The sequence below is a fragment of the Subtercola sp. PAMC28395 genome (assembly GCF_018889995.1).
GTDB lineage: Bacteria > Actinomycetota > Actinomycetes > Actinomycetales > Microbacteriaceae > Subtercola.
In genome coordinates this window covers 2,494,772-2,514,306 of record NZ_CP076547.1, presented here as the reverse complement: position 1 = coordinate 2,514,306, position 19,535 = coordinate 2,494,772, and the positions used below count along the sequence as shown (strand labels likewise).

At 64.5% G+C, this 19,535-nt stretch carries 19 protein-coding genes; 16 read left to right on the top strand and 3 right to left on the bottom strand.

What is annotated here, in order from left to right; translation table 11 throughout:
• Window positions 1–25 precede the first annotated feature (25 nt).
• Complete coding sequence (locus KPL76_RS11575; protein ID WP_216333631.1) at window positions 26–2,275, top strand: bifunctional (p)ppGpp synthetase/guanosine-3',5'-bis(diphosphate) 3'-pyrophosphohydrolase; 2,250 nt, start codon at window positions 26–28, stop codon at window positions 2,273–2,275.
• On the opposite strand, the gene KPL76_RS11570 is transcribed toward KPL76_RS11575, so the two are convergent.
• The 3 genes from KPL76_RS11570 to KPL76_RS11560 all read right to left on the bottom strand — a co-directional run bounded on the left by KPL76_RS11570 (window position 2,272) and on the right by KPL76_RS11560 (window position 4,995).
• A complete protein-coding gene (locus KPL76_RS11570) occupies window positions 2,272–2,865 on the bottom strand; it encodes a type IV toxin-antitoxin system AbiEi family antitoxin (RefSeq protein ID WP_216333629.1) in 594 nt (197 codons plus the stop codon). The two genes, KPL76_RS11575 and KPL76_RS11570, sit on opposite strands and share 4 nt — an antisense overlap.
• Before the next feature lie 98 nt (window positions 2,866–2,963).
• The gene (locus tag KPL76_RS11565; RefSeq protein WP_216333627.1) at window positions 2,964–4,193 is read right to left on the bottom strand and encodes a DUF349 domain-containing protein; all 1,230 of its coding nucleotides are present in this window, start codon (window positions 4,191–4,193) and stop codon (window positions 2,964–2,966) included.
• 10 nt (window positions 4,194–4,203) lie between these two features.
• Entirely contained in the window at window positions 4,204–4,995 is a 792-nt protein-coding gene (locus KPL76_RS11560; protein WP_216333625.1) for a peptidylprolyl isomerase, read from the bottom strand.
• Between the two features lie 173 nt (window positions 4,996–5,168).
• On the opposite strand from KPL76_RS11560, the gene KPL76_RS11555 reads away from it, so the two are divergent.
• The 15 genes from KPL76_RS11555 to KPL76_RS11485 all read left to right on the top strand — a co-directional run bounded on the left by KPL76_RS11555 (window position 5,169) and on the right by KPL76_RS11485 (window position 19,500).
• Window positions 5,169–6,593, top strand: coding sequence for a replication-associated recombination protein A (locus KPL76_RS11555; protein WP_216333623.1), 1,425 nt, complete (start codon window positions 5,169–5,171; stop codon window positions 6,591–6,593).
• A 230-nt stretch (window positions 6,594–6,823) separates the two neighbouring features.
• Window positions 6,824–7,459, top strand: coding sequence for a 30S ribosomal protein S4 (gene rpsD, locus KPL76_RS11550; protein WP_205108685.1), 636 nt, complete (start codon window positions 6,824–6,826; stop codon window positions 7,457–7,459).
• 136 nt (window positions 7,460–7,595) lie between these two features.
• Window positions 7,596–8,051 carry a DUF948 domain-containing protein gene (locus KPL76_RS11545; protein WP_216333621.1) on the top strand — a complete coding sequence of 152 codons (456 nt, stop codon included), beginning with the start codon at window positions 7,596–7,598 and terminating at the stop codon, window positions 8,049–8,051.
• Window positions 8,052–8,165: 114 nt separating this feature from the next.
• Window positions 8,166–8,387: a hypothetical protein gene (locus KPL76_RS11540; RefSeq protein WP_216333619.1), complete on the top strand. Its 222-nt coding sequence runs from the start codon at window positions 8,166–8,168 to the stop codon at window positions 8,385–8,387.
• Window positions 8,387–11,071: an alanine--tRNA ligase gene (gene alaS, locus KPL76_RS11535; RefSeq protein ID WP_216333617.1), complete on the top strand. Its 2,685-nt coding sequence runs from the start codon at window positions 8,387–8,389 to the stop codon at window positions 11,069–11,071. The genes KPL76_RS11540 and alaS overlap by 1 nt, the downstream gene beginning before the upstream one ends.
• A 26-nt stretch (window positions 11,072–11,097) precedes the next feature.
• Window positions 11,098–11,592 carry a Holliday junction resolvase RuvX gene (gene ruvX / locus KPL76_RS11530; RefSeq protein ID WP_216333615.1) on the top strand — a complete coding sequence of 165 codons (495 nt, stop codon included), beginning with the start codon at window positions 11,098–11,100 and terminating at the stop codon, window positions 11,590–11,592.
• Window positions 11,585–12,946 (top strand): endolytic transglycosylase MltG, encoded by a 1,362-nt coding sequence (gene mltG / locus KPL76_RS11525; protein WP_253202019.1) that lies wholly within the window; start codon window positions 11,585–11,587, stop codon window positions 12,944–12,946. The genes ruvX and mltG overlap by 8 nt, the downstream gene beginning before the upstream one ends.
• On the top strand, window positions 12,943–13,794 hold the full coding sequence (locus KPL76_RS11520) for a shikimate dehydrogenase (protein ID WP_216333613.1): 852 nt from the start codon (window positions 12,943–12,945) through the stop codon (window positions 13,792–13,794). Before mltG ends, KPL76_RS11520 begins: the two co-directional genes overlap by 4 nt.
• A gap of 63 nt (window positions 13,795–13,857) precedes the next feature.
• Window positions 13,858–15,081, top strand: coding sequence for a chorismate synthase (gene aroC, locus KPL76_RS11515; RefSeq protein WP_216333611.1), 1,224 nt, complete (start codon window positions 13,858–13,860; stop codon window positions 15,079–15,081).
• Window positions 15,078–15,677, top strand: a complete 600-nt coding sequence (locus KPL76_RS11510) for a shikimate kinase (RefSeq protein WP_216333608.1) — start codon at window positions 15,078–15,080, stop codon at window positions 15,675–15,677. The genes aroC and KPL76_RS11510 overlap by 4 nt, the downstream gene beginning before the upstream one ends.
• On the top strand, window positions 15,674–16,756 hold the full coding sequence (gene aroB, locus KPL76_RS11505) for a 3-dehydroquinate synthase (protein ID WP_216333606.1): 1,083 nt from the start codon (window positions 15,674–15,676) through the stop codon (window positions 16,754–16,756). Before KPL76_RS11510 ends, aroB begins: the two co-directional genes overlap by 4 nt.
• 148 nt (window positions 16,757–16,904) lie before the next feature.
• On the top strand, window positions 16,905–17,474 hold the full coding sequence (gene efp, locus KPL76_RS11500) for an elongation factor P (RefSeq protein WP_216333605.1): 570 nt from the start codon (window positions 16,905–16,907) through the stop codon (window positions 17,472–17,474).
• A gap of 9 nt (window positions 17,475–17,483) precedes the next feature.
• Entirely contained in the window at window positions 17,484–17,906 is a 423-nt protein-coding gene (gene nusB / locus KPL76_RS11495) for a transcription antitermination factor NusB (protein ID WP_216333603.1), read from the top strand.
• Window positions 17,907–18,007: 101 nt separating this feature from the next.
• Window positions 18,008–18,547 (top strand): bifunctional pyr operon transcriptional regulator/uracil phosphoribosyltransferase PyrR, encoded by a 540-nt coding sequence (pyrR, locus tag KPL76_RS11490; protein WP_216333594.1) that lies wholly within the window; start codon window positions 18,008–18,010, stop codon window positions 18,545–18,547.
• On the top strand, window positions 18,544–19,500 hold the full coding sequence (locus KPL76_RS11485; protein WP_216333592.1) for an aspartate carbamoyltransferase catalytic subunit: 957 nt from the start codon (window positions 18,544–18,546) through the stop codon (window positions 19,498–19,500). The genes pyrR and KPL76_RS11485 overlap by 4 nt, the downstream gene beginning before the upstream one ends.
• Window positions 19,501–19,535 lie beyond the last annotated feature (35 nt).

The following is a 19,535-nucleotide window of genomic DNA, read 5'->3' as shown; positions in this document are numbered from 1 at the left end:
GGATAATAGTGGCGGAGGCTGCCAGATGACCGAGACCACTGCGCCGACCAACGCGTCGCTGCGGAGGCTGGTACCACGGCTGTTCTCCCGCGCGCAGCCCGCGGGTGCCGTCGATACGCTGATTCGCACGGTCCGAGCGAATCACCCGAAGGCCGACCTCAGCATCATCGAGCGGGCCTACACCGTCGCCGAACGTGCCCATGACGGGCAGAAGCGACGCAGCGGTGAGCCGTACATCACTCATCCTGTCGCAGTAGCCCAGATCTTGGCTGAGCTCGGCATCGGAGTCAAGACGATCGCTGCCGCGCTTCTGCATGACACCGTCGAAGACACCGACTATTCGCTCGACGCACTGCGCGCAGAATTCGGCGACGAAGTGGCCATGCTCGTCGACGGTGTGACCAAGCTCGACAAGGTGAAGTACGGCGAGAGCGCACAGGCTGAGACCGTTCGCAAGATGATCGTCGCCATGTCGAAAGACATCAGAGTGCTGATCATCAAGCTCGCCGACAGGCTCCACAACGCGCGCACCTGGGGTTTCGTGTCTCCGGAGTCGTCGACACGCAAGGCCCAGGAGACGCTGGAGATCTACGCGCCACTGGCTCACCGACTGGGCATCCAGGCGATCAAGTGGGAGCTCGAAGACCTCTCGTTCGCCGTTCTCTCGCCCAAGCTCTACGTCGAGATCGAGAACCTCGTTCGCCAGCGCACACCCCAGCGGGAAGAATACGTGCAGCAGGTCATCGACATGGTCAGCGACGACCTGAAGACGTCGAAGATCCGCGGCAAGGTCGCCGGCCGGCCCAAGCAGTACTACTCGATCTACCAGAAGATGATTGTGCGTGGTCGCGAATTCGACGAGATCTACGATCTCGTCGGCATCCGTGTGCTGGTCAACTCGGTACGCGACTGTTACGCCGTTCTCGGCTCGATCCACGCCCGATGGACACCGATGCCCGGCCGATTCAAGGACTACATCGCTACACCCAAGTTCAACCTCTACCAGTCCCTTCACACGACGGTCGTTGGCCCCGGCGGCCGCGCGGTCGAGATCCAGATCCGCACCAACGAGATGCACCAGCGTGCGGAGTTCGGTGTCGCCGCGCATTGGAAGTACAAAGAGCGCGTCAACTCGGGCAAGACGACCAGCGATGATCGCGGTGACACCGACATGGCGTGGCTGGCGCGTATCTCGGACTGGCAGGCCGAGACCGTCGACCCCGGGGAGTTCCTCGATTCCCTTCGCTTCGAGATCGGTGCCAAAGAGGTTTACGTCTTCACCCCCAAGGGCCGGGTGATCGGTCTGCCCGCAGGCGCGACGCCTGTGGACTTCGCGTACGCCGTTCATACCGAAGTCGGCCACCGCACGATGGGCGCGAAGGTCAATGGGCGACTTGTGCCCCTCGAGAGCACCCTGACCACCGGCGACGTCGTCGAAGTCTTCACGTCGAAGAACCCGGACTCTGGTCCCAGCCAAGACTGGCTCAGCTTTGTGCAGAGCCCACGGGCCCGCAACAAGATCCGGCAATGGTTCACAAAGGAACGCCGCGACGAGGCCATCGAGCAGGGCAGGGACTCCATCGCCCGCGCCATGCGCAAACAGAACCTCCCACTTCAGAAGCTGATGAGCCAGGACTCCTTCTCCGAGGTGGCGTCGCAGCTCAGCTACAACAACGTAGAAGCGCTCTATGCAGCGATCGGCGAGGGGCACGTCTCCACGCAGTCCGTGATTGAAAAGGTGCTCCAGTCGCTGCAGACGGAGGTCGACAGCGACGACAGCGACATCGATGTCGTGGTGGGCAGGCGACCCCGGTCGTCTCACAGCGAATCCGGCGTACTCGTTCGGGGCGCACCCGACATCCTGGTGAAGCTCGCGAAGTGCTGCACTCCCGTTCCGGGCGACGAGATCGTCGGATTCGTGACACGTGGAGCCGGAGTCTCGGTTCACCAGTCGGACTGCCACAATGTCAAGTCGCTGCTGCAGGAGCCTGAGCGCATGATCGAGGTCGAATGGGCGCCCTCCTCGAAGAGTGTCTTCCTCGTTCAGATCCAGGTTGAAGCACTCGACCGCTCCGGGCTCCTCTCCGACGTGACACGGGTACTTTCAGAACACCACGTGAACATCCTGTCGGCCACCGTCAGTACCTCTCGGGATCGCCTGGCTATCAGTCGTTTTGTCTTCGAGATGGGCGACACCACCCACCTCGACCGTGTATTGAACGCGGTGCGGCGAATCGATGCCGTCTATGACGTCTATCGCGTCAGCGGCGGTTAGCCAAACTGCTTGTAGCGAGTTCTGTTCAGTCGGGCCAATGCCCGATTACGGTGGGGAATCCCGGGAGACCGGTCGAGCCGCTCCAAACAATCGTCGACGGGCACCGTGCACACAAGCAACAGTCGCGCGAGAGTCTCAACCTCGATTGCTCCGTACACTTCGGTCAGCCGTGCAAGATCGATCGCCGTGCGTACCGGAGACGTCACACGGACCCCTCCGAACTCGACGACGTCGTCTGAACAGAGCGCCACCTCTCTCACGCGCAGACGCGGTCGGGCAACCGGGCGTGAATTTCCTCCGACGGGGATGCAGAAGCTGTGCACGGCCGGTGGCCGGGGGAGTGCACCATAGACCCACAGCGCACTGTTGCGTTCGACGATCGCCCGTGCCGGCATCAGCGAGCGGAGCACACTGAGCCGCAGAGCGAGGGTGTGCGGCTCGTCGACACTGGTGAAAGCGTCGTCGATCGCGATCGTTTCACCGTCGAGCTTCATGGCGTGGAGTTCGGCGATATCGAAGTCGCCGGTGTCGAAGTCGCCGGTGTTCAGAGGGCTGCGGGAGGTGAGGAGACGGGGGAGCGCAGTGGGCATGCCCCCATGCTCCCGCCTGAACCGTTCACCACGCGTCACAGACGACAGAACTGTGGAAACACCGCGGCCTCGCAAGGCAGGGGAGGACGACAGGGGACCTAGCCCAGCGCGTCGAGCCAGATCTTGCGTGCATCCAGAGCTTCCTGGAGTTCTGCGACCTTGCGCTTGTCGCCGGCAGTCTGTGCGGCATCGATCTCGACCTGCAGTTTCGCGATCGCGTCGGTGAGCTGGCCTGCGAGACCCTCGGCGCGAGCCTTCTTCTCGGGGTTGTTTTTCTGCCAGAAGTCTTCGTCGAGCTTGCGCACGGCAGCCTCGACCTTTCGCAGCCGTTCGTCGACCGACTTCACGTTGTCGCGGGGGACCTTGCCGATCTCATCCCATTGGCGCTGGATGTCGGCCAGCTTGTTGCGGGCGACCGTGCGGTCTTTCTCCGTCAGCAACGTCTCGGCCTCAGTGAGAAGTGCGAGCTTCTTCGTGAGGTTCTCAGAGAACTCTTCGTCGTCTTTGGCGATGGTCTCGCTGCGCGCGGCGTAGAGGAGATCACCGGCGGCCTTGAACTTCTCCCACAGAGTGTCATCGACGCGCTTGCCGGCCCGCCCGGCGTTCTTCCATTCGGCCAGTAGGTCGCGGTAGGTGTTGACGCCGTCTGCGCCCTGTGAGGCAAGTGCCTCAGCGCGCTCGACGAGCTGTTGCTTCTTGGATCGGGCGTCACGATGAGTGTTGTCGAGTTCGGCGAAGAACGCCTTGCGGTGGCCTTCGATAATCGTGCGGGCGTCGCGGAATCGCTTCCAGAGTTCACTGGCCTCGGTTCGAGGGAGCCGCGGCCCCTCCTGCTGGTGTTTCTGCCAGCGGGCGAAGAGTTCGTCGAGCTGTGCGGTGACAGTTTTCCACTGCGCCTTGGCCGGGTCGGCAGCAGCCAGTGCCTCGACTTCAACCACGATGGCAGTTCGTTCGGCGACCGCCTCGGCGATCTGCGCCTTGGCCTCCCCCTGCTGCTTCTCGGTGAGTGAGGTGACCACGACAGAGAGAGCATCAACGCGCTTCTTCAGCGCCTCGAGGTCGCCGATCGCGTTCGCTGTCTCGATGGCACCCGAGAGTGACGAGACGGCCTTGCTGACATCTGCCGCAGAGGCACCGCGTTTCACCCGTTGCTCAAGGAGCGTCACCTGACCGGCGAGGTCGGTGAACTTGCGCTCGAAGTACGCGAGGGCTTCCTCGGGCGTTCCATCTGGATATTGGCCGACGACGCGCTCGCCAGAGGCCGCACGAAGGAAGACCGTTCCGGTTTCATCGACGCGTCCCCATGGGTGCTGGTCACTACTGATCACAGAAATCACCCTACTGCACGGTGACGCTGGTGATCGTGGTGGGTACGGCCGGCGTCTCCGTCCCCTGGGTCACGCCAGCAGAGATGATGGAGGTCTGCAACTGGTCCATTCCGCTCGTGACCTGGCCGATCACGGTGTAGCCCCCGGCCGTGTCCGCAGGAATGGTGCTGTCCTGGTAGAGGATGAAGAACTGGCTTCCCTGGCTGTAGCCCTGCGCTGACTGGCGAGCCATCGCGATCGTGCCCGCGGGGTAGACATTGTCGGTGGGTGCGTTCTCGACTGGTCCGTAGTAGTAGCCGGGGCCACCGCTGCCAGTGCCGGTCGGGTCGCCGCACTGAAGCACGAAGATACCCGTCACCGTCAGCCGGTGGCAGGTCACATTGGTGTAGAAACCCGACTTGATGAGTGAGATCGTCGACGAGACGGCTTGCGGTGCTGCGATTCCATCGAGCGTGAAATTCAGTGCCACATCGTTCAGTGTGAGGGTGCCGGTCCAGTTGCGACCGGCGGCAAGCGTCGACGGTGGCACGTCGCCGCTGTTCGCGTCGGCCTTGGGCGTGACTGTCGGTGACGGCGTCGGCGCGGCCGAGGGAGACGGTACGGGTGTACCAGGGCCGCCGGAGAAGTAGAAGACCTGCACAACGATGGCGATGATCACGACAACCAGCACGACGATCACAGAGACGAGATTGTCGCGCTTGCGCCGGCTCACCTGTCCCGCGTGAACGGTCTGACGTGCCTGGTAATTGCGCAGCCGCTGTTTCGCTTCCCGCGACTCGCGCTCTGAATTACTGGGTGCCACGAATCCTCCATTGCCGACCGTCTGGCGCATTGCCGACCGTCTGGCGGGCGCTGTTGCCTGTACTGTTCCTCAGCCGAAAAGCATGAAGACCCCACAGAACTTTACGGTGCGCGCGGCACCTTTCTCAAAACACGGGCGAATTCCCTGTCAGAGGCTGCGGTTACCCTATGAGAATGGTCAATTCGCAAGCCGGGCTGCACGCTGGAGCAGTGCCTCTCGCCGTGCGCATGAGGCCTCGCAGCCTCGACGAGGTTGCCGGCCAGAAGCATCTTCTACGCCCGGGCTCGCCTCTGGTGAACCTCGCAAACGACAAGGGCGGCGCGCAGGGCTCGGTGTCGATCATCCTCTGGGGCCCTCCGGGCACGGGCAAGACCACACTGGCACAGGCCATCGCCCACAGCTCGAACCGCAAGTTCGTCGAACTCTCGGCAGTCACGGCCGGCGTCCGCGACGTTCGCCAGGTGATGGAGGAGGCCTTTCGCAGCCGCGATCTCTACGGGCTGTCGACGGTGCTCTTCCTCGACGAGATCCACCGGTTCTCGAAGGCCCAGCAAGACGCCCTGCTTCCCGGGGTCGAGAACGGTTGGGTCATCCTGGTCGCCGCCACCACCGAGAACCCGTCATTCTCCGTGATAGCACCTCTGCTCTCCCGCTCGCTGCTGCTCACTCTCGAACAACTCGACGACGACGACCTGGGAGTGCTGGTCGACAGGGCGGTAGTGGATGCCCGGGGCCTCGCCGGCCGGGTGACGCTGTCGGCCGAGGCGAGGTCCACGATCATCCGGCTCGCTTCGGGTGATGCGCGACGTGCCCTCACGGCGCTGGAGGCTGCGGCTGCGTCGGTATTGTCTGGGCCTGCCGCCGCCCCTGCGGCAGACCTGACTGTGTTGACTTCGTCTGCCGCCGCCCCTGCGGCAGACCTGCCGGGCGAACGTGACGACAAGACCAGGAGTGATGAGTTTGTGCCCGAGATCAGCGCTGACACAGTGGCGCAGGCGGTCGACCGGGCGCTGCTGCGGTACGACCGCAATGGCGACGAGCACTATGACGTCATCAGTGCATTCATCAAGTCTGTTCGCGGCTCTGACGTCGATGCGTCGATCCACTACCTCGCTCGCATGATCGAGGCGGGCGAAGACCCCCGGTTCATCTCGCGCCGCATGATCGTGCTCGCGTCAGAAGACATCGGCATGGCCGACCCGCAGGCACTCGTGATCGCGGTCGCCGCCGCCGACGCCGTGCAGTTCATCGGAATGCCGGAGGGCCGCATCCCGCTGGCAGAGGCCGTCGTATACCTGGCGACCGCGCCGAAGTCGAATGCCTCCTATCTGGCAATCGACAAGGCGATAGCCGATGTGAGAGCGGGAAAGATCGGCAGGGTGCCGAAGCACCTCCGTGACGCGCACTATCCTGGGGCCAAACGGCTCGGGCACGGCAAGGGGTACCTGTACCCCCACGACGCAGAGATCGGGGTCGTCAGCCAGAGGTACCTTCCCGATGAACTGGTCGGAACGGGGTACTACCTGCCCACCGAACACGGCAACGAAAGAGACGTCTCGGCACGGCTCGAGAAGATCCGGCGGATCATCAACAACTGAACCGCGCATGTGGTAATCTTTTCGAGGCCTACTTTTGGGTGTCTTTAGCGCGGCTGCGAGAGACCCCGACGAGGAAGAGCGAGTTCTGTAGCCGAACCGCCTGACCCATCCCTCGCAATATTGATGGCTTCGCCTGTCCTCGACAGGCGAACGCGTCCGGTTCGATCCCTCGTCTTGAGGCACGCGGCCGCTCAATACTTTCCCATTTCTGTTGTCTCTAATTTTGAAGGATGTTTGTGTCTACCAAGTCACGTACCCGCAGCAAGACCCGCCTCTCCCGGGCACTCGGCATTCCGCTGACCCCGAAGGCGGCGAAGTACCTCGAGAAGCGCCCCTATGCTCCCGGTGAGCACGGCCGCACCAAGCGCAAGACCGACTCTGACTACGCGGTGCGTCTGCGTGAGAAGCAGCGTCTGCGCGCCCAGTACGGCATCCGCGAGGCCCAGCTGAAGATCGTCTTCCAGGAGGCCCGTCGCCAGGGTGGCCTGACCGGTGAGAACCTCGTCGAGCTGCTGGAGATGCGTCTTGACGCACTCGTGCTGCGCGCCGGCTTCGCCCGCACCACGGCCCAGGCCCGCCAGCTGATCGTGCACCGTCACATCCTCGTCGACGGCGCCCGCGTGGACCGCCCGTCGTTCCGCGTCAAGCCCGGCCAGATGATCCACGTTCACGCCCGTTCAGAGGTTCTTCCTCCGTTCCAGGTCGCTGCTGCCGGCGGTCACGTCGACGTGCTGCCCAAGGTTCCGGCCTACCTGTCCGTCGAGATCGACAAGCTTCAGGCACGGCTCGAGCGTCGCCCCAAGCGCGCCGAGGTACCCGTGACCTGTGAAGTCCAGCTTGTCGTCGAGTACTACGCGGCTCGCTAAGTAGTCCACCGGCTGCAACACGATTTGCAGTTACGCTTAGGGCGGCTCACCTTCGGGTGGACCGCCCTTTTGCGTGCAAGCCGCTGGGACACCTGCGGTTCGACGCTCGTTCGACTACAACCTGGAGGTAGACCCAATGTCGGGTGGAGATATTGCAGGCCTCATTGCTGCCGGCGTGTTTGCGGTGCTGGTCGGAATAATTGCTCTGCCGCTGATCAAACTGGGCAAGGTCTTCGACGAGACGACGCTGGCCATCCGCGATACCAGCAAGGGGATCGCTCCCATTCTCGAAGAGTCGACCGTCACCATCCAGGAGGCGAACAAGCAGCTGGCGAGGGTCGACACGATCACGTCGGACGTGGCCGAGGTCACAGGGAACGTCAACTCGCTCGTCGCCCTCTTCGCGGCCTCTGTCGGCGGACCACTGATCAAGCTGGCTGGATTCAGCGCTGCCGTTCGAGCGGCGTTCGCGGGGGCTCGTTCGTTCGGTGACGAAGCGCCATCGAAGAAACACGCGGGCACAAAGCCTGCGGGCAACACGAAGGCGGCCTCCCCTCGGGCGATCAAGAAGGCGCGCCGGTCAGACTACTGACTGAGGACTGTGCCTGACTGCCAATGCGCTGACCGTGTGCTCGGCCTGTCGGACTTTCGACCACGGACTAAACTGATCGTGGCTTTTCCAGAACACCCCTAAAGGAGCTCGCGCGTGAAAAAAGTACTGTGGTTCGCGGCCGGCGTCGCTGTCGGCGTTTTTGCGGCACACCAGTTCAACCAGACCGCCCAGGGCAAGAAGGTCTTCGCCGATTTCGAGACCAAGGTCAAAGACTTCACCGACGCCCTGGTCGACGGCTATCACGAGCGTGAGGCCGAATTGCGCGCCGCCATCGGCGATGCCGGCGACTCCGTGAAGAAGGCAGCAAACAAGTAGTGCAAACCGCTGATATCCGCCAGCGTTGGCTGACGTTCTTCGCCGACCGCGGGCACACAGTCGTTCCCTCCGCCTCGCTCGTCAGTGAAGACCCGACACTTCTCTTCACCGTCGCAGGCATGGTTCCGTTCATCCCGTACATGTCGGGGCTGGTTCCCGCACCCTTCAAGCGCGCAACGAGTGTGCAGAAGTGCATCCGTACCCTCGACATCGAAGAGGTCGGCAAGACCACCCGGCACGGCACGTTCTTCCAGATGAACGGCAACTTCTCGTTCGGCGACTACTTCAAGGAGACCGCCATCGAATTCGCCTGGGAGCTGCTCACCACGAGCGAGGCCGACGGTGGCCTAGGGTTCGAGGAGAAAGACCTCTGGGTCACTGTCTACGAAGACGACGACGAGGCCATCGCGTTCTGGAAGAAGACGGCAGGCCTGCCCGACTACAAGATCCAGCGACTCGGCAAGGATTCGAACTACTGGTCGACCGGCCAGCCTGGCCCGGCTGGTCCCTGCTCAGAGATCTTCTACGACCGAGGCCCCGCGTACGGCAAAGATGGCGGCCCTGCAGCAGACGAAGACCGGTACATCGAGATCTGGAACCTCGTCTTCATGCAGTACCTCATCGGCAACGTGAAGTCGAAGTACGACTTCGACGTGCTGGGCGAGTTGCCACGCAAGAACATCGACACCGGCATGGGCCTCGAGCGCGTGGCGTTCATCAAGCAGGGCGTGGAGAACCTCTACGAGATCGACCAGGTGCGACCCGTTCTCGATCTGGCCGCAGCACTGTCGGGCCGTCGCTACGGTGCCGTGCACGACGACGACGTTCGCATGCGCGTCGTGGCCGACCATGTGCGGTCCGCCCTCATGCTCATGTCGGATGGGGTCACCCCCTCCAATGAAGGGCGCGGCTACGTGTTGCGCCGCCTCCTTCGTCGCACCGTGCGCAGCATGAGACTGCTCGGCGTCGACCGCACCACGTTCCCCGAGCTCTTCCCGGCCTCGCGCGATGCGATGTCGGCGGCATACCCGGAGGTCGAAGCCGACTACGAGCGCATCTCTCGCACGGCCTACGCAGAAGAGGAGGCGTTCCTGCGCACCCTCTCCGGCGGAACCACGATCCTCGACCTCGCTGTGCTGAAGACCAGGTCAGAAGGGGCCTCCGCCCTCGCTGGCGACACGGCGTTCCAGCTGCACGACACCTTCGGCTTTCCGATCGACCTCACCGTCGAAATTGCTGAAGAGGCGGGTCTCACGGTCGACCGTGCCGCGTTCGAACGCCTGATGACCGAACAGAAGCAGCGTGCCAAGGCCGATGCCAAGTCGAAGAAGCTCGGTGCGAATGACCTGAGCGCCTTCGCCGAGTTCCGTGCGGCGGGCGAGACCGTCTTCACCGGCTACACCGAGTTGCAGACCGACTCGCGCGTACTCGGGCTCATCATCGACGGCACCTCAGTGACCACCGCCGTCGCCGGAGAACTCGTCGAGGTCATCCTCGCCGAGACGAGCCTCTACGCCGAGTCCGGCGGCCAGGAGGCCGACTCTGGCACCATCGTCGGTGACGGCTTCGAGCTCGAAGTGCTCGACGTGCAGAAGCCCGTCAAGGGGCTCATCAGCCATCGCTCGCGTGTCAGCAGCGGCCAGGTCGCCGTGGGTGACTCCGCGCGCAGCGTGGTCGACAGCGAGTGGAGAAAGGGTGCGACACAGGCACACTCCGGCACGCACATCGTGCACGCTGCACTCCGCGAGATCCTCGGCCCGACCGCACACCAGTCCGGCTCGTACAACAAGGCAGGGTACCTGCGTCTCGACTTCACGTGGAGCCAGCCCCTCTCTGCATCGACCAAATCGGAGATCGAAGAGATCTCCAACACAGCAGTGCGCGCAGACTTCGACGTGATCACCCGCGAGATGGCTGTGGATGATGCGAAGAAGCTCGGCGCAATGGCGCTGTTCGGCGAGAAGTACGGCGACGTCGTGCGTATGGTCGAAATCGGCGGCCCCTGGTCGCGAGAGCTCTGCGGCGGAACCCACGTAGTGCACACCTCGGAGATCGGGCTGATCAACCTTCTCGGCGAATCGTCGATCGGCTCGACCAACCGCCGCGTCGAGTCGCTCGTGGGTGCAGACGCTTTCCGTGAATTCGCCACGGAGCGTGCCATCGTCTCCCAGCTCACGTCCTCACTCAAGGCGCCCCGCGACGAGATCACGAACCGCATCGCAGACCTGGTCTCGAACCTCAAGGCCGCCGAGAAGAAGATCGCCGCCTACGAGGCCAGTGCACTCTCGTCGCGGGTGCCTGGACTCCTGGCCCTCGCGACTCCCATCGGGGGCGTGACAACCGTCACGGCATCGCTCGGCCAATTGCGCTCGAGCGATGACCTTCGCACCCTGGTGACGAGCGTTCGTGAGCGTCTTGGCAGCGCTTCGAGCGTGGTGGCCCTGGCGGCAGACGTCGGCGGAAAGCCGGTCGTGATCGTTGCGACGAACGAACAGGCTCGTTCGGCCTCACTGAAGGCTGGTGCCCTCGCCCGGGTAGCGGCATCGATTCTCGGCGGCGGCGGCGGCGGCAAGGACGACCTGGCACAGGGCGGCGGAACCGACGTGGCAGCCATCGACAATGCTCTGGCGGGCATCCGCTCGGCTGTGTCGGCTGCGGGCACCGCAGCCAGCGGCTCGAACTGATTTCGCTGAGAACTGCGGACGACGACGTGCGAGCGGGAGTGCGGTTGGGCATCGACGTGGGCAAGGCACGGGTCGGAGTGGCCCGGTCGGACCTCCACGGCATGCTCGCGACCCCGGTCGAGACGGTGCCGCGCGCCGCGAGCGGCGACTCAGACGTTCTGCGAATTCTCGCCATCGCACGGGAGCTCGAGGCATTCGAGTTCATCGTCGGGCTCCCGCTCTCGCTCTCTGGTGCTTCGACGCCGTCGACAGCAGACGCCGAAGAGTTCGCGGCACGGTGCCTCGCTGGTGCAACCGACGCACAGCTCGACATCGGTGTTCGGATGATCGACGAACGTCTCACGACCGTGTCTGCCCAATCGGCCCTGCACCGCTCAGGACGGAACACGAAGAACTCACGCCCAGTCATCGATCAAGTAGCCGCGGTTATACTCTTGCAACACGCTTTGGACACCGAGCGAGCGTCAGGCAGACCACCCGGATCAGTCGTCGACCCGAACCAAGGAACGAATAGTGACTGACCCCCAGCCACCCGAGAACCACCCCTTCGCCGAGTTCTTCCGGGAGGTGCCGAGCGCGGCACAGCCCAGCAGCAGACGTGAGGCGCGCGAGCAGTCCGCCCAGGGCAACCCGCCGACGGTAGGCGCTCCCGGAACCACCGGCACCACCGCATCCGCCGACACCGCAGGCGCAGCGAACTCCCGAACCACGAGCACCGCGATCGACGAGCTGCTTGCCGACCAGAGCGAACCCGCCGCCGGCGGCAGGTCAAAGCCACCCAAGGGCCCCCGGCAGCCCCGGCGTCAGCGAAGCAACCGTAAGAAGTCGAGGCGGGGGATCATTGCGATCATCGTCGCCGTCGTACTCGTCGGCGGGCTCGCCGCAGTCGGCACCTCGATCTACACCTCGTATGCACCGCAGATCAACAAGATCTTCGGCGCGAAGGAGGTCGACGACTACACCGGCAATGGCACCGGCGAGAAGGTCAGCTTCGTGATAGCCAGCGGCGACAATGGCTCCACCATCGGCGACAACCTCGCTGCTGCCGGCGTCGTGAAGTCTTCGGCTGGGTTCTACAACCTCCTGCTGAAGCAGCCCACCGTCGTCTTCCAGCCCGGCACATACACGCTTGCCAAACAGATGAGCTCCCAGGCGGCCCTGACGGCCCTGCAGGATCCGGCGAACCACGTCACGGCGCAGGTCGTCATCACCGAGGGCACGATCGCAGCCGACGCGCTCTCACAGGTCGCAACGGCGACCGGTGTGCCACTGGCCGACCTCCAGGCCGAAGCAGCCAACTTCACTCAGTTCGGCATCGATGCCTCAGCACCGAACATCGAGGGGTACCTCTTTCCGGCGACGTATTCCTTCGAACCGGGAATGAGCGCGCATGACCTGGTCAAGACCATGGTCGACCGCACGTTCCAGTCGCTCGACGCGGCCGGTGTGGCCCCGGCCGACAGGGAGAAGACGCTGATTCTCGCGTCGATCATCCAGAAGGAAGGCGGGAGCACGGCCGACTTCTACAAGGTCTCGCGAGTGTTCCTCAACCGCATCGCCGATGGGATGCCGCTGCAGTCCGACGCGACCGTGGCCTACGGCACGGGCCAGAAGCGCGTCGACACGACAGATGCCGAGCGCAACGACGAGTCGAACAAATACAACACCTACGTGTTCACCGGGTTACCGGTCGGGCCCATATCGAACCCGGGCGACGCAGCGATCGACGCGGCCCAGCACCCGGCAGACGGCACGTGGCTGTACTTCGTGACGGTCAATCTCGATTCCGGCCTCACTTGCTTCTCTGACAACCTCAGCCAGCACAATGCCGCCGTGGACCTCTATCAGGCCGGCAACGCCACCGCCTGCCCATGAGCTCACGCTTTGCCGTTCTCGGCTCGCCGATCGCTCACTCGAAGTCACCCCTGCTGCATACTGCGGCGTACCGGGAACTCGGCCTCGACTGGGAGTACACGCGGGCCGAAGTGAGCTCGGGCGAACTCGGCGAGTTCGTACTCGGGCTCGACGACTCGTGGCGCGGACTCTCGCTCACCATGCCGCTCAAAGAGGAAGCGCTGGCACTCGTCGACTCTGTCGATGTGCAGTCGCTGATGACGGGCGCCTCGAACACAGTCGCACTCGATCATTCGCAGTCGAAACTGACGGTGCAGGGATTCAACACCGACGTCGCGGGCATCGTCGGGGCCCTGGCCGACGTGGGGATCCGGCAGACCTCGCACGTACTCATCCTCGGTGCCGGGGCTACGGCGCGCTCGGCGATGGTCGCCGCCGCGAATCTCGGGGCCGAACAGGTGACCGTCGCCGCACGGTCGCCGCACAAGACGGAAGAGATCGTGAACGTTGCGGCCCGTGCGGGCCTCGTCGTCTCCGTAGTGCACCTCGGCGATGCACTGACGAGCGACCTGGTCGCCGACGTCACCATCAGTACGCTGCCGGGGGGTGCGCTGCAACTCGCCCCGGACGACATTCTCGCGGTGCCGCGCGGTGCCGTGCTTCTGGATGTCGCGTATGACCCGTGGCCGAGCGTGCTGGGCACCGCGTGGCGGGGCGCCGGGGGAGTGACCGTGTCTGGCCTCGCCATGTTGGCGCACCAGGCGCTCGGCCAGGTGCGCATCTTCGTCACCGGAGACCCCCTCTTGCCGCTCGATCGCGAAGACGAGGTCTTCACGGCGATGAAGCGTGCCGTCGGCCTCCCCAGCTGACAGCGGCGGCCGCTGAATCGGTGGCTGCACTCGAACGCCGCAGACTGTGGGAGGATTTTACTCATGCTTCGTTGGCTCACTGCCGGAGAATCGCACGGGCCTGAACTCATTGCAGTCATTGAGGGCCTCCCGTCGGGCATCCCGGTCTCCCTGGAAAATATTCGTGCCGATCTGGCGCGCCGCAAACTCGGCTACGGTCGGGGCGCGCGCATGAAGTTCGAGCAGGACGAGGTCTCGATCTCGGGTGGCGTCGTGCACGGCTTCACGCTCGGCAGTCCGATCGCCATTCGGATCGGCAACACGGAGTGGCCCAAGTGGGTCGACGTCATGAGCTCCGAGCCGATCGAGAACTACGTGCCGAGCGCTGGCAGAGGAGCTCCGCTCACCCGCCCCCGGCCCGGACACGCCGATCTCGTCGGCATGCAGAAGTACGGCTTCAACGAGGCTCGGCCCATTCTCGAACGCGCCAGTGCTCGCGAGACCGCGGCCCGGGTGGCCCTCGGCGCTGTGGTGCGCAATTTTCTCGCAGAACTCGGTATCACCCTCGTGAGCCACACGCTGTCGATCGGGCCGGTGCGCGTGCCTGAGGGCTCTGCACTGCCGACCCCGGGCGATGTCGATCGCCTCGACGCCGACCCGCTGAGGTGCTTCGACCCCGCGACTTCAGAACGCATGGTCGCCGAAGTCGACGAAGCCCAGAAAGACGGCGACACCCTCGGCGGCGTGGTCGAGGTGCTGGCGTACGGCCTCCCGCCCGGACTCGGTTCGCACGTGCACTGGGACAGGCGGCTCGACTCGCAGCTCGCCGCCGCCCTCATGGGCATCCAGGCGATCAAGGGCGTCGAGGTCGGTGACGGTTTTCTCACGACGACCAGGCGCGGCTCACAGGCGCACGACGAACTCATCGTCGGTGACGACGAGATCTCCCGCCTGAGCGCCAAGGCCGGGGGCACCGAGGGCGGAATGAGCACGGGCACGGTTCTGCGCGTTCGTGCGGGAATGAAGCCGATCGCAACGATCCCTCACGCCCTGCGCACGGTCGATGTCGCAACCGGCGAGGCAGCCGCTGCGCATCACCAACGCTCAGACGTGTGCGCCGTACCCGCAGCGGGAGTGGTCGCCGAAGCGATGGTCGCCCTCGTGCTCGCGAACGCCGTGCAGGAGAAGTTCGGCGGAGACTCGGTTACAGAGACGAAACGCAACCTCGACGCCTACATGGCTGCGATCCCGGCCGCACTGCGCACCGGAACGGCCAGCATCGACGATCCGACTTCCCCTCTCGCGTGACCATCGTCATCATCGGCCCCCCGGCGGCCGGCAAGACCCGGATCGGCCGACGCGTGGCCAAGCTGCTCGATATGGCCTTCACTGACACCGACAAGCAGATCGCAGCCACGAACGGCCCGATCCCTGCGATCTTCGAGAGCCTCGGCGAACCAGCGTTCCGTGCGCTCGAGCGGGCCGAGGTCGTCACCGCGCTTGCCGGCGGCGGCATCGTCTCGTTCGGCGGCGGCGCTGTGCTCAATGAGGCCACCCAGCGCGACCTCGACGGCTGTCTGGTCGTTCTCTTCACCGCGTCGGCCGAGGCCGTGCAGAAGCGCCTGGGCAACTCCCGGCGCCCGCTGGTGCCCGACATCGAGTCGTGGCAACGACTGGTGGATGCCCGGCACGAGCTCTACGACAGCCTCGCCGATTTCACGATCGACACCTCGCACCGCAAGGCCGACGACATCGCCGATGATGTCGCGGCGTGGATCACTGAGCAGTTTGAGGCTGGGCAGTTCCAAGCCGGGCACTCTGAAACACGGCGGCGCGACGCACAGCAGTTCGAAGCTGAAAAGCCAGGACCGACCCCGGGCCCGGCACAAGGGAGAGATTCATGACCGCGGACAGCCCCACGATCATCCATGTCGGTGGCGACAGCGCATACGACGTCATCGTCGGGCGAGGGGTGCTCGACCGGATCGGTGCGTCGCTCGCACCCGGCGTGCGCAAGGTGCTCCTCGTGCACGCGCCACCGCTGGCGGACTGGGCCTCGGCCCTGCGTGACGAGCTGAAGGGCGACTACGAGGTTCTGTTGGCGGAGGTGCCTGACGGTGAGGGTGCCAAGCGCATCGAGGTCGCCTCGTTTCTCTGGCAGATCCTCGGGCAGGCCGACTTCACGCGGTCAGATGCGATCGTGGGCTTCGGCGGCGGATCGACGACCGACCTCGCCGGTTTCGTGGCTGCAACCTGGCTGCGCGGTGTTCAGCTCATCCAGGCACCGACCACCCTGCTGGGCATGGTGGATGCAGCAGTCGGCGGCAAGACCGGGATCAACACGGCGGAGGGCAAGAATCTCGTCGGTGCCTTCTACGCACCGAGCACGGTGATCGCTGACCTCGACACGCTGGTCAGCCTGCCTCGCAACGACCTGCTCGCCGGGTTCGCCGAGGTCGTCAAGGCCGGCTTCATCGCGGAACCCGAGATCCTCGACATCATCGAGGCCGATGTCCAGGTAGCGACCGACCCGACGAGCGCCCCGTTCAGGCGCATGGTCGAACTCTCGATCGGCCTCAAGGCGAGGGTGGTCGGGGAGGACTTCAAGGAGGCGGGCCTCCGCGAGATCTTGAACTACGGCCACACGCTGGGCCACGCCATCGAGCACACCGAGCGCTACCAGTGGAGGCACGGGGCCGCGGTGTCTGTCGGCATGGTCTTCGCCGCAGAGCTCGGCAGGCTCACCGGGAGTCTCTCTGATGGCGCGGTCGACCGTCACCGCAGCATCCTCGAGTCCCTGACCCTGCCGACGACCTACCCGGTCGGCCGCTGGAAGACCCTGCTCGCCGCCATGCAACGCGACAAGAAGGCCCGGGGGAGCATGCTCCGGTTCATCGTTCTCGACGACATCGGCAAGCCCACCGTGCTCGCCGGCCCCGAGACCTCGCTGCTCTTCGCCGCGTACCAGGAGATCGGTTCGTAGCTTCCCCCACCCGAGTCGATCGATTTTCCCCCTGGTGCAGCAATTTCGCCTTTGTGCTGCACCATCGGGAAAGTCGATCTGCTTTCAACTACACTCGTATGTCGGGCCGCAACCGGCCCCCGCACTTTCTCAAATGAATGGATCACCCTTGGCTTCGACAAGTGACATCAGCAACGGCGTAGTGATGAAGATCGATGGGCAGCTCTGGGCTGTCATCGAATTCCAGCACGTCAAACCGGGCAAGGGCGGGGCATTCGTTCGCACCAAGATCAAGAACGTCGTCTCGGGCAAGGTCGTCGACCGCACGTTCAACGCCGGGGCGAAGATCGAGACGGCCAACGTCGACCGTCGTGACTACCAGTACCTCTACAACGACGGCCAGGACTTCGTGTTCATGGACACCGACACCTTCGAGCAGCTCACCGTGACTGACGCCGTGGTCGGCGACGCGGCCAAGTTCATGCTCGAGAACCAGATGGCCACCATCGCGCTGCACGAAGACGCACCGCTCTACGTCGAGCTGCCCGCTTCGGTCATCCTCGAGATCACGTACACGGAGCCGGGCCTGCAGGGCGACCGCTCCACCGGCGGCACCAAGCCCGCGACGGTCGAGACCGGCCACGAGATCCAGGTTCCGCTGTTCCTCGAGCAGGGCACCAAGGTCAAGGTCGACACCCGCACGGGCGACTACCTCGGCCGCGTCAGCGACAAGAGCTGATTCAGAGCCGTGAGTGCACGCACTAAAGCACGCAAGCGAGCCCTCGACGTTCTGTATGCGGCGGATGTCCGGCAGATCTCCATCAACGAATCCCTTGCGGCCGAGGCAGCCAGGGCGCTGACCGAACCCGCTCGTGAGGCGTCGTGGGAGTACGCCAGGGAGATCGTCGACGGAGTCGTGTCGCACGGCTACGAGATCGATGAGCTGATCGAGACGTATTCCAAGGGCTGGACCCTGGGCCGCATGCCGCACGTCGACCGCGCACTCCTGCGGATCGGCATCTGGGAGGTCCTCTACAACGATGATGTGCCAGACAACGTGGCCATCGCCGAAGCAGTCGAGGCCGCCCAGTCGATGTCGACGGAGGCCTCTGCCCCGTTCATCAACGGCATCCTCGCGAAGATCGCCCAGACCAAGGGCGTCACGCACTAGAACGTGTCTCCCACCTCGGTCACCCTCGTTGCGTGGGGTAGAGTTGGACGTATTGGACAACCTTTAACTTCCGCCCTGTGAGGCGGGGAAGGGAGTCGGGAATGGCACGCGTTGTGTTGTCTCAGGCTGATATCACCCGGGCGTTGACTCGGATCTCCCACGAGATCCTGGAGTCCAACCGGGGTGCAGACGATCTCATCATTCTCGGGGTTCCCACGCGCGGAGTGTTCCTGGCGCGGCGCATTGCAGAGATCATCCAGCGCATCGAACCGGGTGCACCCGCGTCGATGGTCGGGGCGCTCGACGCCACGATGTACCGCGACGATCTCTCGCGGAACGTCACCCGGACCCCCTCACCGACGCAGATCCCTGCCGGGGGAGTCGACGGCAAGACCGTCGTGCTCGTGGACGACGTTCTCTACTCCGGCCGCACGATCAGGGCGGCACTCGACGCGCTGAACGACATCGGGCGCCCGCGCATCGTGCGTCTCGCGGTTCTCGTCGACCGCGGCCACCGCGAATTGCCGATCAGGGCCGATTTCGTGGGTAAGAACCTGCCGACCTCCACAGACGAGCGCATCAACGTGCGGCTCAGCGAAGTCGACGAGGTCGAAGAAGTCAGTATCGAGGCAGCCCGATGAAGCACCTCCTGTCGACCAGGAACCTCAGCAGGGATGAGGCGATCCAGATTCTCGACGTGGCTGAGAACATGGCCGACGTGTCGAACCGCGAGGTCAAGAAGCTCCCCACCCTTCGGGGCAAGACCGTCGTCAACCTGTTCTTCGAGGACTCCACCCGCACGCGGATCTCGTTCGAAGCTGCCGCGAAGCGGCTGAGCGCCGACGTGATCAACTTCAGCGCGAAGGGCTCGAGCGTCTCGAAGGGCGAGAGCCTGAAAGACACTGCCCAGACGCTCGCTGCGATGGGCGCAGACGGTGTCGTCATCCGCCACCACTCCTCTGGCGCGCCCCAGGTGCTGGCCGAGAGCAACTGGATCGACGCGCCCGTCATCAATGCGGGCGACGGCACCCACGAGCATCCGACCCAGGCGCTTCTCGACGCCTTCACGATGCGTCGGCGACTCTTCGGGGCGGCCAGTCGCGGCCGGGACCTGCACGGCGTGAGCGTGGTGATCGTCGGCGACATCCTGCATTCGCGGGTGGCGCGGTCGAACCTCTGGCTGCTGCAGACCCTCGGCGCACATGTCACCTTCGTGGCCCCGGCCACCCTGGTGCCGTTCGGCGTCGAGACCTGGCCGGCGACAGTGAGCTATGACCTAGACCGGGTGCTGCGGGAGTCCGAGCCCGACGTCGTGATGATGCTGCGTATTCAGAGTGAACGCATGAATGCGGCGTTCTTTCCCAACGCCAGAGAGTACTCCCGCGAGTGGGGCCTTGACGATGTGCGGTTCGGCCGGCTTCGCGCGGATACGATTGTGATGCACCCCGGCCCGATGAACCGGGGCCTGGAGATCTCGGCCGCTGCTGCCGACTCAGCGCAGTCGACCGTTCTCGAGCAGGTCACCAACGGGGTCTCCATTCGCATGGCGGTGCTGTATCTCCTACTTTCCGGCGAACGAGAGGCCCTGTCGTGAGCGACTCACCTTCCAGCACAGACACACTTGCGAGC

Excerpts from the sequence above, each read along its gene's own strand:
- KPL76_RS11575 (WP_216333631.1), top strand. The coding sequence starts at position 26 with ATGACCGAGACCACTGCGCCGACCAACGCGTCGCTGCGGAGGCTGGTA.
- KPL76_RS11570 (WP_216333629.1), bottom strand. The coding sequence starts at position 2,865 with ATGCCCACTGCGCTCCCCCGTCTCCTCACCTCCCGCAGCCCTCTGAAC.
- KPL76_RS11555 (WP_216333623.1), top strand. The coding sequence starts at position 5,169 with ATGGTCAATTCGCAAGCCGGGCTGCACGCTGGAGCAGTGCCTCTCGCC.
- rpsD (WP_205108685.1), top strand. The coding sequence starts at position 6,824 with ATGTTTGTGTCTACCAAGTCACGTACCCGCAGCAAGACCCGCCTCTCC.
- KPL76_RS11545 (WP_216333621.1), top strand. The coding sequence starts at position 7,596 with ATGTCGGGTGGAGATATTGCAGGCCTCATTGCTGCCGGCGTGTTTGCG.
- KPL76_RS11520 (WP_216333613.1), top strand. The coding sequence starts at position 12,943 with ATGAGCTCACGCTTTGCCGTTCTCGGCTCGCCGATCGCTCACTCGAAG.
- aroC (WP_216333611.1), top strand. The coding sequence starts at position 13,858 with ATGCTTCGTTGGCTCACTGCCGGAGAATCGCACGGGCCTGAACTCATT.
- aroB (WP_216333606.1), top strand. The coding sequence starts at position 15,674 with ATGACCGCGGACAGCCCCACGATCATCCATGTCGGTGGCGACAGCGCA.
- pyrR (WP_216333594.1), top strand. The coding sequence starts at position 18,008 with ATGGCACGCGTTGTGTTGTCTCAGGCTGATATCACCCGGGCGTTGACT.
- KPL76_RS11485 (WP_216333592.1), top strand. The coding sequence starts at position 18,544 with ATGAAGCACCTCCTGTCGACCAGGAACCTCAGCAGGGATGAGGCGATC.